Raw genomic sequence first — 13,912 nt, 5'->3', positions numbered from 1 at the left:
CTTGCTGCTCACGGTCGACGTCGGCAACACCAACATCGTGCTCGGGCTGTACGACGGCCGAGAGCTGATCGGTGACTGGCGCATGCGCACCGACGCGCGAATGACCGCCGACGAACTCGCGTTGACCATGCGCGGCCTCCTCGGCTCACACGCGGACGCGATCACCGGGATCAGCGCGCTGTCCACGGTTCCCGCCGTGCTGCGGGAGCTGCGCGTCATGCTTTCGCGGTACTACGCCAAAGTGCCGAAGATCGTCGTCGAGCCGGGGGTGCGCACCGGCGTGCCGCTCCTGGTCGACAACCCCAAGGAGGTGGGCGCGGACAGGCTGGTGAACACCCTCGCCGCGCACCATCTGCACCCGGACACCGCTTGCGTGGTGGTGGATTTCGGGACTTCGACCAATGTGGACGCCATCTCCGCCAAGGGCGAGTTCCTCGGTGGCGCCTTCGCGCCCGGCATCGAGATCTCGGTCGACGCGCTGGCCGCGCGGGCCGCGGCGCTGCGCAAGGTGGAGCTGGTGCCGCCGCGGTCGGTGATCGGGAAGAACACCGTGGAATGCCTGCAATCCGGCATCCTCTACGGTTTCGCCGGCCAGGTCGACGGCCTGGTGAAGCGGATCAAACGCGAGCTCTCGCCCGGCGGGGCGGATCCGGTCGCGGTGATCGCGACGGGCGGCCTCGCGCCCCTGGTGCTCGGCGAGTCCGAGACGATCTCCGAGCACGTCCCGGACCTGACGTTGCTGGGCCTGCGGCTGGTCTACGACCGCAACCGCCGCGTTTAGTCCTCTGAATGGGGTCCCTGCGTGTGCAACTACAGCATTCAGAGGACTAAACGCGGCGGCGGGAAGCGATCATCAGGACCCGCCGCGTCATCAGGTCCTGGTTCCGCAGCGTCTGCTCGAGGCTCGCCCGCAGCCGCGCCGGTTCCTGCCCCGATTCCGCGGCCAGTTCCTCCAGCCGTTCGAGCGACAGCTCCACGGTCCGCCGCTGCCGCGCCCGCCAGCCGGGCGTCTCCTCGTAGGAGAGGACGTCGAATCCCGCCGCTTCCAGTAGTGGCCGGTGGTCGGCCACCTGGGGCGGCCGGTTCACCGGTTGCCCGTCGAAGTCCCAGGTCGTGACGAGCAGGCGCCCGCCAGGCACGAGGATCCGCGCGAACTCCGCGCAGGCACGCCGCTTGTCGGGCGCGAACAGCAGCGCGTCGACGCTCATCACCGCCTCGAACGACGCGTCGTCCAGTCCCGTGTCCTGGAAATCGCCGACCAGGAACTCGGTCGCTTCGATGTCCATCGCCTCCGCGCGACGCCGCGCCGACGCCAGCGCCGTCTCCGCGATGTCGACGCCGGTGAGCGTCGCGTAGGTCCGCGCGGCGACCCACAGCCCGGGACCGCCGCGCCCGCAGCCGATGTCGGCGAGCCGCCCGCCCGGTTCGAGTCGCGCTTCGGCCGCGATACGGCGCAGGTCCGTCCGGGTCACGAAGCTGTAGGTGTCCAGCTCGGCGGGGTACTCGTCGCCGTACACCTCGGCCCAGATCCGCGCGGACATCGCCGACGCGGGAGCGCCGAACGTCGCGGTGAACGCCGCCTTCCAGTCGGTCATCGCTTACGCGCCCGGAAGACGGTGGTGGTGATCGGCAGGTCGAATTCCCCCGAGGCGGTTTCCGGGTTCCGGTCGAGGAATTCCCGCGCCGTGCGAAGTTTGGCTTCGCGCTCCTCCGCCGGGGCCACCAGCATGTGCGAATGGGTGGCGAGAGTCGCCACCAGGGTCTCCGCGGTCCTCGGCTGTTTGTGGCCGAACGTCTTCTTCTCGAACGGCTCGAAGGCCTCGTGTTCAGGCAACGATTCGTAGTCGCTCAGCCAGCGCCGGCTCATCGAGGTCTTGATCAACGTGTTCAACTCGGCGAGCCAGCCCGCCGACTCGTCGTCGTGGTTCCACAGCGCGGCCACGACACCTCCCGGTTTCAGCACCCTGGCCATCTCCGGATACGCCCGGTCGAGGTCGAACCAGTGGACGGCCTGGCCGACGACCACGGCGTCCACGGAACCGCCGGGCAGCGGGATCTCCTCGGCCGTCCCGATGAGCGGGGTCACGGAGGGGAGCGCCTTCTTCAGTTCCGCGAGCATCTGGTCGTCCGGCTCCACCGCGGTGACCTCGACACCCAGCGCGAGCAGCCCTTCGCTGACCTTGCCGGTGCCGGCCGCGAGGTCCAGTACCCGTTCCGGCGCGTGCCGGACGCCGGCGAGCCCCCAGGCCAGTGCCTTTTCCGGATAGTCGGGCCGATGCGCGGCATAGGCGGCGGCCCTCGCGCCGAACGAAGCGGCGCGGCGCGCGTGCAGTTCGGGTTCGATGCCGGGACTGGATGAGTTCACGCGCTCAAGGTTAAAGGACAGAAAACCAGTCGGTCCGGAGTCGGAAAAGGTAATCCGGTTGGCGTAGGGAAGCGGCGGGTTCGTACGCTGTGCGCCATGACTGAAATCCCCGCATCCGAGGGCGTGAGCCCCGACGAAGACCTGCCGGAACAGATGCGGGTGCGCCGGGACAAGCGCGACCGGATAATCGCGGAGGGTATCGATCCGTATCCGGTAGAGGTGCCCCGGACGCACTCGCTGGCCGAAGTGCGCGAGAAGCATTCCGGTCTTCCTGCCGACACCGCCACCGGTGAGATCGTCGGCGTCACCGGCCGGGTCATGTTCATGCGCAATACCGGCAAACTGTGTTTCGCGAGTCTTCGTGAAGGCGACGGTACCGAGTTGCAGGCGATGCTCAGCCTCGCGAAGGTGGGTGAGGACGCGCTCGCGTCGTGGAAGTCCGACGTCGATCTCGGTGATCACGTATTCGTCTCCGGCGAGGTCATCACCTCCAAGCGCGGTGAGCTTTCCGTGATGGCTGACTCCTGGCGCATCACGTCGAAAGCATTGCGCCCGTTGCCCGTGGCGCACAAAGACCTGGCCGAGGAAACGCGGATCCGGCAGCGTTATGTCGATCTGATCGTGCGTCCCAAGGCTCGGGACGTGGTCCGCACCCGCGCCGGTGTGCTGCGTTCCCTGCGTGACTCGTTTCACGGCCGGGGATTCCTCGAGGTCGAGACCCCGATGCTGCAAACGCTGCACGGCGGCGCGGCGGCCAGGCCATTCGTAACGCATTCGAATGCCTTCGACCTCGACCTCTACTTGAGGATCGCGCCGGAGCTGTACCTCAAGCGTTGTGTGGTCGGCGGTATCGAGAAGGTCTTCGAGATCAACCGGAACTTCCGGAACGAGGGCAGCGACTCGTCGCACTCGCCCGAGTTCGCCATGCTCGAGTACTACGAAGCGTATGCGACCTATGACTCCAACGCGGTGATGACGCGCCAGCTCATCCAGGAGGCGGCGCAGAACGTTCTCGGTACTCAGGTGGTCACTCTCGCCGACGGTTCGGAGTACGACCTGTCCGGCGAGTGGACCACACTCGGAATGTACGAGTCGTTGTCCGAGGCGTTGTCGGAAGAGGTCACTCCCGAGACATCGGCGGACAAGCTGCGTTCCTATGCCGAAGCGCGAGAGCTGGAGCTCGACCCAAAGTTAGGCCACGGCAAACTCGTCGAAGAACTTTGGGAACATCTCGTCGGCGATCATCTCCACGAACCTACTTTTGTCCGTGATTTTCCGGTCGAGACATCCCCGCTGACCAGGCAACATCGCAGCAAGCCGGGGGTCGCCGAGAAGTGGGATCTGTACGTGCGCGGATTCGAACTGGCCACCGGATACTCCGAGCTGGTCGATCCCGTCGTGGAGCGTCAGCGGCTGGTGGAACAGGCCCGGCTGGGTGCGCAGGGCGATAGTGAGGCCATGAACCTGGATGAGGATTTCCTCCGTGCGCTGGAGTACGGAATGCCGCCGAGCGGTGGTGTCGGAATGGGGATCGACAGGTTGCTGATGGCGCTGACCGGCCTTGGTATCCGGGAGACCATCCTGTTCCCGCTCGTCCGACCTGAATAACCCGTCCGCGTGACAGATACCTCGATCGTTCTCGTAAACAAGATTTGCGTTATGTCTCGGTAGCGGGTATTAATGTCGCTAGACAAAGTCTTCTGTCCGGGGCATGCCCCGTACCAGATCATTCGTGTAAGCCCCCAGCAGGAGGAAACAGATGGCACAGAAGGTGCTCGTCTCGCTCGTCGACGACCTCGACGGCACTGAGGCGGAAGAGACCGTCGAGTTCGGTTTGGACGGTGTGAGCTACCAGATCGACCTTTCCGCGGAAAACGCGGAAGAGCTTCGTGACGCGCTGGCCCAGTATGTGGAGCACGCCCGTCGTGCGGGTGGCCGTAAGCGCACCGCCATTCGTCCGGTCGCCGGTGTGAAGGCCGCCGCCCGTCCCGCCACCGTGGACCGCGAGCAGAACCAGGCCATTCGCGCCTGGGCCCGCAAGAACGGCTTCCAGGTTTCCGACCGCGGACGTATCCCGTCCGAGGTCGTGGAGGCCTACCACAAGAAGAACTGAGGTCTTTCAGACTCGCACGCCGCCGGGAATCCGTTCCCGGCGGCTTTCTTGTTCTTGTACACGGTTCAAGCGGGCGTACTCGGTGGGCGCCCATCCGGTCACGGAGCGGAAATCCCGGATGAAGTGCGCTTGGTCGCTATAGCCCAGCGTGGTCGCCAGTTCCGCGTAGTCCGGCCGTTCCTCGGCGGCGATCCGTGCCGCCGCTTCGTTCAAGCGGTATACCTGAATCGCCCATTTGGGGGCGGCGCCGACATGTTCGGCGAACAGGCGTTGCAGGCTCCGGCGAGACAGGCCCGTCCGGCTTGACAGCTCGCCGACTCTGGTAATGGCCGGATCGGCCGCGATTGTTTCGGCCGCTTCGACGGCCGTCCTGGCCGCGGCGGTGAGCACGGGATCTTTCGCGAGGAGCAGTTCCTCGCACCGGCGGACCATTTCGAAGTCATCCGTCGCATTCCGTACCGATTCCGTCACCGATCCGGCACCGGGGAAGAGGTCGGTGAGTGGAACGGAACCGCCGGAGATCATCGAGACCGGACCGGTGAGGAATGCCCGGAAAGCCCCCGGCCGGAATCGCACGCCGATACCGTGGTCCGTGCCCGCGACGGTGTAGCGGAAAGGTCGTTTTCCCGGGCCGAACGCGCCCGCCGCGTCGCGGAAGAACGTGACGTTCACCGCGAGATTGGGCAGAACCACCTGTTCATGGGGCGGACGGCCGCTCAGGTCCCAGCGCAGCACCCAGTGGTGGTCGACGAACGGGCGCAGCTCCGGCGCGGGGCGATGCCGGACCAGGCTGAACTTCGCCTCCCGCATGGTGACGATCCCGGCCGGGACCCGGTGCCTGCTCACCGGAACAACCTAGGCCACGGCCTGACCCTGTCGCGTTTCTTCAAGACAGCGCGCCGGGTTCCGTGAACTCATGCCCTCATGTCCGAACACGCTGCCCTGATCGCTCCCGCCGCGGCGGAATTCGCCGGAATCCTGCGCGGGATCGGCGAGTCCGACCTCTCCGCGCGAACCCCGTGCGCCGAATACGACGTCCGCGCGTTGCTGAACCACCTTCTCTACTGGGGCCCCTGGCTCGAAGCCGCCGGGCGCAAGGCGCCACCGCCCGAGGTGTCCTCCGGCGAGGCCGAGGCGGATCTCGTCGGCGACGGATGGCTCGACGGCATCGAAAAGCAGACCGCGCGGCTCGTGGACGTCTTCGGGGCGCCGGAGGCATGGCGGGGGCAGACCACTTTCGGCGGCAACCCGATGCCCGCGTCGATGGCGGGGTACATGGTGCTGGACGAGTTCGTCTTCCACGGCTGGGACCTCGCCAGGGCGACCGGCGCGGAGTTCACCGTTCTCCCCGAAGTCGCCGACGCCGTGTACGCCATCGCACTGGAGATCGGTGACCAGGCGCGCGCGATGAAGGTGTACGGCGAAGAAGTGACCGTCGCGGATGACGCGACGGCGTTCGAGCGCGCCTTGGGCGTGACGGGACGTAATCCCGGCTGGACGCCTTAACGAACTCTCGGGCAGCCGCCGCATTCCGATTCCGCGGGAAGCAGATAGTTGAAGCAGCAGCTTTCGCGGGTTCTCGCCCACTCGCGGCGTCCGTCGGCTCCCGTGGTCAGCGTCAGCTTCGACGGCGATGTCAGTGGCGGGAACCGGGCTTCGAGGACCAAGGCGGCGTCCGCGACGCCGGCGCCCTCGGTTTCCGGGGTCCCGCCCAGCCGTCCCGCCGACCACAGCGCGTTGTCGAGCGCGTCCGTGGCCGCCGCCCACAACTGCCGTCGCCCGAGCCTCGTCAGCGGGCCGTAGACGTCGATGAACCGGCTCGCGTGGGCGACGAACCTGCCCCGCAGCACCGTCGCCAGTGCCCGCTCGTCCGGGACCATGACGGCACTCGGATGCGCCGAGCCCGGGTCGGTCGGCAGGCAGTGGAAGCCGTCACCGAGGACGGCGACGGAGTCCGGGTGCGGCCGTCCGGCGCCGATATGGAACGCCAGCGCGGACGGCGCCAGCGACGGGACGCGGCGTCCGTGGTGGAGCAGCATCGCGCCGGCGAGGGCCGGAACGTGCAGGTACCAGGACAGGATCCAGCTCGCCGGGGTCCGTTCGGGGATCACAGGGGCGTCCCGATACGTCTCGGCCAGCCAGCAGGCGAGCCGCTCCCGCCACCGCACGAGCCGGGCCGGTTCGCCGAGCAGGTCGCCGCAGAGGACCCAGTCCGGCTCGCCCGCCGGGACGTCCGCGCGGAGCCGGGCGTCCTCGGGCATCCTGGAGAGTGAGGCCCGCAGTCCGCCTTCGGGTGACGCCAGCGTCCGAGGATATGACACGCCGCCCTCCCGTCCTTAGGTACGGCTAACCTTACATACGATCCGTGGCTACTCCGGACGGGTGCCCATTCACCGGGCAGGCCCGTGTTCGCGCTCAGCGGACAACCCTCGTCCGGCGGAATCCGGGCGCGCGTTCGCACGTTGGGCTTGACGTAAAGGTGCAGGGCAACCGGAAGATGAAAGAGCGCACGGCCGGAGAACGGCCGGGGCGCGAACGGGCCGCAATCAGCCGTAGTGGTACGCCAGCGCGACCACATGGCTACTAGAGTGGTCTCACGGTGCTGAATCCATCGCGGTGAAAGCACGATGGAAACGGGCCGCCGTCGCAGCAGTCGAGGGAGTGCACATGTTTGAGAGGTTCACCGACCGCGCGAGGCGGGTGGTCGTCCTGGCCCAAGAAGAGGCCAGGATGCTCAACCACAACTACATCGGCACCGAGCACATCCTCCTGGGTCTGATCCACGAGGGTGAAGGTGTCGCCGCCAAGGCGCTGGAATCGCTGGGCATCGCGCTGGAGGGCGTCCGCCAGCAGGTCGAGGAGATCATCGGCCAGGGGCAGCAGGCCCCGAGCGGGCACATCCCCTTCACCCCGCGGGCCAAGAAGGTGCTTGAGCTGTCCCTGCGCGAAGCGCTGCAGCTCGGCCACAACTACATCGGCACCGAGCACATCCTGCTCGGGCTGATCCGCGAGGGTGAGGGCGTCGCCGCGCAGGTGCTCGTCAAGCTCGGCGCGGACCTCAACCGGGTGCGTCAGCAGGTCCTGCAGCTGCTGTCGGGCTACCAGGGTGGCAAGGAGTCGGCCGAGACCGGTTCCGGACGCGGTGAAGGCACCCCGTCGTCGTCGCTGGTGCTCGACCAGTTCGGCCGCAACCTGACCGTGCAGGCCCGCGAAGGCAAGCTCGACCCGGTCATCGGCCGGGGCAAAGAGATCGAGCGGGTCATGCAGGTGCTGTCGCGGCGCACCAAGAACAACCCGGTCCTGATCGGTGAGCCCGGCGTCGGCAAGACCGCCGTCGTCGAAGGGCTCGCGCAGAACATCGTCAAGGGCGAGGTCCCCGAGACGCTGAAGGACAAGCAGCTCTACACCCTCGACCTCGGCTCGCTGGTCGCCGGTTCCCGGTACCGCGGTGACTTCGAAGAGCGCCTCAAGAAGGTGCTCAAGGAGATCAAGACCCGCGGCGACATCATCCTGTTCATCGACGAGCTGCACACGCTCGTCGGCGCGGGTGCCGCCGAGGGCGCGATCGACGCCGCGTCGATCCTGAAGCCGATGCTGGCCCGTGGTGAGCTGCAGACGATCGGCGCGACCACGCTCGAGGAGTACCGCAAGTACATCGAGAAGGACGCCGCGCTGGAGCGCCGCTTCCAGCCGATCCAGGTCGGCGAGCCGTCGCTCGAGCACACGATCGAGATCCTGAAGGGTCTCCGTGACCGGTACGAGGCGCACCACCGCGTCTCGATCACCGACGGCGCCCTGGTGCAGGCGGCGACCCTCGCGGACCGCTACATCAACGACCGCTTCCTCCCGGACAAGGCGATCGACCTGATCGACGAGGCAGGCGCCCGGATGCGCATCCGCCGCATGACCGCGCCGCCGGACCTGCGCGAGTTCGACGAGAAGATCGCCGACGTGCGCAGGGACAAGGAGTCCGCGATAGACGCGCAGGACTTCGAGCGCGCCGCTCGCCTCCGCGACGAGGAGAAGACCCTCCTCGGCCAGAAGGGCGAGCGGGAGAAGCAGTGGAAGGACGGCGACCTCGACGTCGTCGCCGAGGTCGACGAGGAGCAGATCGCCGAGGTCCTCGCCAACTGGACCGGCATCCCGGTGTTCAAGCTCACCGAGGAGGAGACCACGCGTCTGCTCCGCATGGAGGACGAGCTGCACAAGCGGATCATCGGCCAGGAGGACGCGGTCAAGGCCGTCTCCCAGGCGATCCGCCGCACCCGTGCCGGCCTGAAGGACCCGAAGCGCCCCTCCGGCTCGTTCATCTTCGCCGGCCCGTCCGGTGTCGGTAAGACCGAGCTGTCCAAGGCGCTCGCGGCGTTCCTGTTCGGCGAGGACGACGCGCTCATCCAGATCGACATGGGTGAGTTCCACGACCGCTACACCGCTTCGCGGCTCTTCGGTGCCCCTCCGGGCTACGTCGGCTACGAAGAGGGCGGCCAGCTGACCGAGAAGGTGCGGCGCAAGCCGTTCTCGGTGGTGCTGTTCGACGAGATCGAGAAGGCCCACCAGGAGATCTACAACACGCTCCTGCAGGTCCTCGAAGACGGCCGTCTCACCGACGGTCAGGGTCGTACGGTCGACTTCAAGAACACCGTGCTCATCTTCACCTCGAACCTGGGTACCTCGGACATCTCGAAGTCCGTTTCGCTCGGGTTCTCGTCCGGCGGTGACAGCACCAACCGGTACGAGAAGATGAAGCAAAAGGTCAACGAGGAAATGAAGAAGCATTTCCGGCCCGAGTTCCTGAACCGGATCGACGACATCATCGTCTTCCACCAGCTGACCAAGGAACAGATCATCCAGATGGTCGATCTGATGATCGCCCGGGTCGAGACGCAGCTCAAGGCCAAGGACATGGAGCTCGAGCTCACGCCCAAGGCCAAGTCGCTGCTCGCCAAGCGCGGCTTTGACCCGGTGCTGGGCGCGCGGCCGCTGCGCCGCACGATCCAGCGCGAGATCGAGGACCAGCTGTCGGAGAAGATCCTGTTCGGCGAGGTCCAGCCCGGCCAGATCATCCTGGTCGACGTCGAAGGCTGGAACGACGAAGAGGGCGAGAAGGACGACAAGGCGCACTTCGTCTTCCGCGGCGAAGCCCGGCCCTCGTCGGTCCCGGACGCCCCGCCGGTGAGCATCGGTGCCGGCTCGACCGAAGAGAACGGTGAAACCGAGGGCGAGTAAGTCCTCTCGGTTCCGGAAGTGCCCGTCGCGGGTTCGCCGCGGCGGGCACTTTCGCGTGTTCGCCCTCCAATCACGCGAGTTACGCCTCTGATCACGCGAGTTACGTGTCCACACACGTGAGTTACGTGTCCAAGCACGCGAGTTGCGTGCCCAAGCACGTGAGTTCGACCTTCCGGACCGAGCGCCTGCGTGCGTGGAGGGCGAACTCGCGTGATCAGGCACGTAACTCGCGTGATCAGAGGCGGAACTCGCGTGATCAAGGGGCGTGAGACGATGCCCTCGGGTCCGGGAGGGGGTCAGGTGGACGTTCTGGCGATCGATTTCGGTACCTCCAGCACGGTGGGGGTGCTTTCGATCCACGGCAGGGGGACGCAGGTCGTCGAGATCGACGGGTCGGTGACGATGTCGTCCGCGATCTACGCAGACAAGGACGGCACGGTCTTCGTCGGTCGTGACGCCGAACGCCGGGCCCGGCTGGATCCGAGCCGGTTCGAGGCGAATCCGAAGCGGCGCATCGACGAGGGTGCCCTCCAGCTCGGTGACGTCTCGCTCCCCATCGCCGACGCCTTCGCCGCGGTCCTGCGCCGGGTCGGCGAAGAGGCCGAGCTGCTCCTCCAGCGTCCGCCCGCGCAGGTGCGCATCTCGCATCCCGCGGGCTGGGGCCCGGATCGCAAGCAGATCCTCCGCGACGCCGCGCTCAAGGCCGGTTTCGGTACGACGACGCTCATTCCCGAGCCGGTCGCCGCCGCCGCGCACTACGCCTCACTTGGCAACGGTCACCGGCCGCCCGGTCCGATCGCGGTGTACGACCTCGGGGCGGGCACCTTCGACTGCGCGGTGGTCGGTGTCAGCGCACAGGGGTTCGCCGTGCTGGCCGAGGACGGTCTGCCCGATCTCGGCAGTCTCGACATCGACCAGGCGCTGCTGGTGCACATCGGCCGCGAGGTTTCGCATTCCGAACCCGCGCGCTGGCAACGGATCCTGCGCCCGCAGTCGGTCAGCGACCGCCGGACGCGCCGGTCGTTGCTGCAGGACGTCCGTGACGCCAAGGAAAGCCTGTCCCGCCACCAGCAGACCGAGATACCGATGCCGGAGCCGTTCGGCGACGTGCGGGTGACGCGGACGGAGCTCGAGGCGCTCGTCCGGCCGAGTTTCCTCCGCAGCGCCGAGCTGCTGGCCACCACGATCCGCCGTGCCGGGCTGTCCCCGGACCGCCTCGGTGGCGTCTACCTCGTCGGCGGGCCGAGCCGGATGCCGTTGCTGGCGAGCCTGCTGGCGAATCAGCTCAGGATCGCGCCGACGACGCAGGACCAGCCGGAGACGGCGGTCGCGTTCGGGCTGCTCCACGTGCCGGCCGGTGGCGAGGATTCCCAGCTGACCGTGCCCGCCTTCGCGCCGGTCGCGCCGCCAGTGCGGCAGCAGCCCGTGCAGCAACAGCCGCCGCGGCGCCCGCAGCCGCCGCGCTGGACACCGCCCGCGCCCCCACCGGGCCGGAACTGGCGGAAGCCCACGGCCTACGGCGTCATCGTGCTCGCTCTCGCGGCGATCGTGACGACGATCGTCCTGCTCAGCGGCGGCGGAGACGAGCCGGTCGCTGGACCGGCGCCGGCGAAACCGGTCAGCTGTGCTCAGCCGGGGGACAAGGACGCGCAGGGGTTCACGGACTGTCTCCGCCGGATCGCCGCCGTCATCCCGCGGCGGGACGACTGCCGGGACGCGCCGGACGCGGCCGCCACGGTGGGCGCGGCGTCGGCGGTCACCTGCGTGTTCAAGGACGGCAAGGGGTCGAACGCGATCAACTACTACCAGGGCATCGCGATGACCGGCCTGGAGGACGGCGTCCGGCAGCGCATGACCAAGGGCAAGCCCGCGGAGGGCACCTGGGCGGCAGACGGGCTCCGGGGGCGCTACTTGGCGGGCGTGGGGCAGCGAAGCGGCATCGTGCTCTTCGGGACCGAAGACGCGCCGTTGAGCGCGATGCTCGTCTCGACCCGCAGCGACGGCTCCGCGCGGACGACCGCGGAGATGGTCGAGTTCTTCACGGCGCAGCTCAAGCCTTGATCAGTGCAGGGTGCCCGCCGGGGTCGAAAGATCCTCGGTCACCGAAAGCGCGGTCTCCACGATGATCTCCAGCGCCTCGGCGGCGCGGTGCACGGCCAGGCTCGGCGCGGTCGTCCGCGCGGCCTGCTCCGGCGTGTACGGCACGTGCACGAAACCGCCGCGCACGCCGGGAAAGTCGTTGTCCAGCAAGTGCATCAGGCCGTAGAAGACCTGGTTGCACACGTAGGTCCCGGCGGTGTGCGAGACGGACGCCGGAAGCCCCGCGGCCTTGATCCCCGTGACACAGGCCTTCACCGGCAGTGTGGTGAAGTACGCGTTGGGCCCGCCGGGGATCACCGGAACGTCGACGGGCTGCGAGCCCGCGTTGTCCGGGATACGGGCGTCGATCAGGTTGATCGCGACCCGCTCCGGGGTGACGTCGGGCCGCCCGCCCGCCTGCCCGACGCAGATCACCAGTTCCGGCCGGTATTCGTCGATCGCGTCGCGCAAGGTGACCAGCGAACGCGAGAAGACGCACGGCAGTTCGACGGCGACGGTGTCGTGCCGACGGCCGGTGAGCAGGGAAACCGCCTGCCACGACGGGTTCACCCGCTCACCGCCGAACGGTTCGAAACCGGTGAGGAGCACTGACGTCATGCCCTCACCCTAACGTGTGACGCCGGTCAGGCGGCCGGCTTGAGGTCCCCCGGGTAGAGGAACTCGGGCGCCGGTTTGGTGTTGCCGTAGAACCACGCGTCGAAGAAGCCCTGGAGGTTCTTGTGCGCGACGCGTTCGGCGAACTTCTGGAACTCCGGCAGGCTCGCGTTGCCGTCGCGGTGGAGGGCGGGCCACGTCTTCAGGATGCGGTCGAACGGCGCCGCGCCGATGTAGTTCTTCAGCGCGTGCAGCGCCACCGGGCCCTTCGAGTACACGGACGTGAACTCGTTGCCGGGCCCCATGTCGTACAGCTTCCCCGCCCAGAACCGATCAGTCGCCTTCTGCACGGCGGTCAGGTAACGCGCCTTGAGGTCCTGGCCCGACTTCGCCTCCGACCACAGCCATTCCGCGTACGAGGCGAAGCATTCGTTGAGGCAGACGTCCTTCCACTTGTCGACGGCGACCGAGTCGCCCCACCACTGGTGGGCGTTCTCGTGCACGATCGTCGGGACGTTGCCCGCCGCGCCCGAGTAGATCGGCCTGCTCAGCGTCTCCAGCGAGAACCCGATCGGCTCGGCGAGGAAGATGCCGCCCGCCGCGTCCACCGGGTAGCGCCCGAACTTCGACGCCAGGAAGTCGATGATCTCCGGCAGCCGCGCCTCGGCCTGCTTGGTCGACGCCGGGGTACCGGGGGCGTAGGCGTTGACGACCGGGGTGCCGTCGGACAGCTTCGTCCGCTCGAACTCCCATTTGTCGATCGCGACCGTCGTCATGTACGGCACGGCCGGGGTCTCTTCGGCCCAGACGAAGGTGGTGTTCTTCCCCGAAGCGAACTTCCCGCGTTCGCGGCCGTTCGAGATGACGCCCCATTCCGACGGCACGGTGACGGCGAGGTGGAAGGTCGCCTTGTCCCGCGGGGTGTCGTTGACCGGGTACCAGGTGGTCGCGGACCTCGGCTCGCCCGCGACGAACGCGCCGCCGGATTTCGCGTACTGCCAGCCGTTCTCGCCCAGCGCCGGATCCTCGATCGGCTGCGGGACACCGTGGTAGGCGATCTCGGCGGTGAACCGCTCGTGGTTCCGCAGCGGACGCGCCGGGGTGATGACGAGTTCGTGGTCACCGGTCCGGGTGAAGGTCGCCTTCCGCCCGTCGACCTTGACCGAGTCGACGGTCAGCCCGTGCAGGTCGAGGTTGAACGAGCTCAGCGCCTGGGTGGCGCGGCCGGTGATCGTCTGGAGGCCGGTGAGCTGCTTGGTGGCGGGCTCGTAGCCGATTTTCAGGTCGTAGTCGGCGACGTCGTAGCCGCCGTTGCCGTCCTGCGGGTAGTAACTGTCGCCCGCGCCGTCGGCGCCGGGTTTCCCGGTGTCGGCGAGGGCGGTCCCGCCGCCGAGGACACTCGCGGCCAGAACGGCGGCGATGACGGCCGTACTCCGGTACCTCATTCACACTCCCAGTCGATCGGCTGTGACTCGATCACGAACGTAACGCCGTGACCTCGGCCGCCCGCCCGG

12 protein-coding genes are annotated in these 13,912 nt (G+C 67.8%); 6 read left to right on the top strand and 6 right to left on the bottom strand.

Translation table 11 applies throughout. From position 1 onward, the window contains the following. The first annotated feature begins 1 nt into the window (after position 1). Positions 2-781: a type III pantothenate kinase gene (locus tag AC069H_RS26500; protein WP_478234166.1), complete on the top strand. Its 780-nt coding sequence runs from the start codon at positions 2-4 to the stop codon at positions 779-781. Positions 782-827: 46 nt separating this feature from the next. Here the strand turns inward: AC069H_RS26500 and AC069H_RS26495 are convergent, their stop codons facing one another. Next, the gene (locus AC069H_RS26495; protein WP_478234165.1) at positions 828-1,595 is read right to left on the bottom strand and encodes a class I SAM-dependent methyltransferase; all 768 of its coding nucleotides are present in this window, start codon (positions 1,593-1,595) and stop codon (positions 828-830) included. After that, a complete protein-coding gene (locus AC069H_RS26490; RefSeq protein WP_478234164.1) occupies positions 1,592-2,365 on the bottom strand; it encodes a class I SAM-dependent methyltransferase in 774 nt (257 codons plus the stop codon). Before AC069H_RS26490 ends, AC069H_RS26495 begins: the two co-directional genes overlap by 4 nt. Before the next feature lie 96 nt (positions 2,366-2,461). On the opposite strand from AC069H_RS26490, the gene lysS reads away from it, so the two are divergent. Both lysS and AC069H_RS26480 read left to right on the top strand, forming a co-directional pair. Beyond that, positions 2,462-3,973 carry a lysine--tRNA ligase gene (gene lysS, locus AC069H_RS26485; protein ID WP_478234163.1) on the top strand — a complete coding sequence of 504 codons (1,512 nt, stop codon included), beginning with the start codon at positions 2,462-2,464 and terminating at the stop codon, positions 3,971-3,973. A gap of 151 nt (positions 3,974-4,124) precedes the next feature. Continuing rightward, on the top strand, positions 4,125-4,478 hold the full coding sequence (locus AC069H_RS26480) for a histone-like nucleoid-structuring protein Lsr2 (RefSeq protein ID WP_005165380.1): 354 nt from the start codon (positions 4,125-4,127) through the stop codon (positions 4,476-4,478). A 6-nt stretch (positions 4,479-4,484) separates the two neighbouring features. Here AC069H_RS26480 and AC069H_RS26475 read toward each other — a convergent pair whose 3' ends face one another. Continuing rightward, positions 4,485-5,324, bottom strand: coding sequence for an AraC family transcriptional regulator (locus AC069H_RS26475; protein WP_478234162.1), 840 nt, complete (start codon positions 5,322-5,324; stop codon positions 4,485-4,487). Between the two features lie 78 nt (positions 5,325-5,402). On the opposite strand from AC069H_RS26475, the gene AC069H_RS26470 reads away from it, so the two are divergent. After that, entirely contained in the window at positions 5,403-5,984 is a 582-nt protein-coding gene (locus AC069H_RS26470) for a TIGR03086 family metal-binding protein (protein WP_478234161.1), read from the top strand. Here AC069H_RS26470 and AC069H_RS26465 read toward each other — a convergent pair. Further along, entirely contained in the window at positions 5,981-6,739 is a 759-nt protein-coding gene (locus tag AC069H_RS26465) for a (2Fe-2S)-binding protein (protein WP_478234278.1), read from the bottom strand. The two genes, AC069H_RS26470 and AC069H_RS26465, sit on opposite strands and share 4 nt — an antisense overlap. Positions 6,740-7,145: 406 nt before the next feature. Here AC069H_RS26465 and AC069H_RS26460 point away from each other — a divergent pair, with 406 nt between their 5' ends. Next, the gene (locus tag AC069H_RS26460) at positions 7,146-9,704 is read left to right on the top strand and encodes an ATP-dependent Clp protease ATP-binding subunit (RefSeq protein ID WP_478229261.1); all 2,559 of its coding nucleotides are present in this window, start codon (positions 7,146-7,148) and stop codon (positions 9,702-9,704) included. A 300-nt stretch (positions 9,705-10,004) separates the two neighbouring features. Further along, a complete protein-coding gene (locus AC069H_RS26455) occupies positions 10,005-11,765 on the top strand; it encodes an Hsp70 family protein (RefSeq protein ID WP_478234160.1) in 1,761 nt (586 codons plus the stop codon). Here AC069H_RS26455 and pcp read toward each other — a convergent pair whose 3' ends face one another. Both pcp and AC069H_RS26445 read right to left on the bottom strand, forming a co-directional pair. Next, on the bottom strand, positions 11,766-12,401 hold the full coding sequence (gene pcp, locus AC069H_RS26450) for a pyroglutamyl-peptidase I (RefSeq protein ID WP_034310097.1): 636 nt from the start codon (positions 12,399-12,401) through the stop codon (positions 11,766-11,768). It lies immediately after the preceding gene. 26 nt (positions 12,402-12,427) lie between these two features. Continuing rightward, a complete protein-coding gene (locus AC069H_RS26445) occupies positions 12,428-13,843 on the bottom strand; it encodes a M1 family metallopeptidase (RefSeq protein ID WP_478234159.1) in 1,416 nt (471 codons plus the stop codon). Positions 13,844-13,912: the final 69 nt, after the last annotated feature.

The sequence above is a fragment of the Amycolatopsis sp. NPDC043887 genome (assembly GCF_056435665.1).
Note: the sequence above shows the minus strand (reverse complement) of the source record. Positions and strands in the feature narration are given on the sequence as shown.

Coding starts and splice junctions, on each gene's coding strand:
- AC069H_RS26465 (WP_478234278.1), bottom strand. CDS start 6,739: ATGCCCGAGGACGCCCGGCTCCGCGCGGACGTCCCGGCGGGCGAGCCG.
- AC069H_RS26445 (WP_478234159.1), bottom strand. CDS start 13,843: ATGAGGTACCGGAGTACGGCCGTCATCGCCGCCGTTCTGGCCGCGAGT.
- pcp (WP_034310097.1), bottom strand. CDS start 12,401: ATGACGTCAGTGCTCCTCACCGGTTTCGAACCGTTCGGCGGTGAGCGG.
- AC069H_RS26470 (WP_478234161.1), top strand. CDS start 5,403: ATGTCCGAACACGCTGCCCTGATCGCTCCCGCCGCGGCGGAATTCGCC.
- lysS (WP_478234163.1), top strand. CDS start 2,462: ATGACTGAAATCCCCGCATCCGAGGGCGTGAGCCCCGACGAAGACCTG.
- AC069H_RS26460 (WP_478229261.1), top strand. CDS start 7,146: ATGTTTGAGAGGTTCACCGACCGCGCGAGGCGGGTGGTCGTCCTGGCC.
- AC069H_RS26480 (WP_005165380.1), top strand. CDS start 4,125: ATGGCACAGAAGGTGCTCGTCTCGCTCGTCGACGACCTCGACGGCACT.
- AC069H_RS26495 (WP_478234165.1), bottom strand. CDS start 1,595: ATGACCGACTGGAAGGCGGCGTTCACCGCGACGTTCGGCGCTCCCGCG.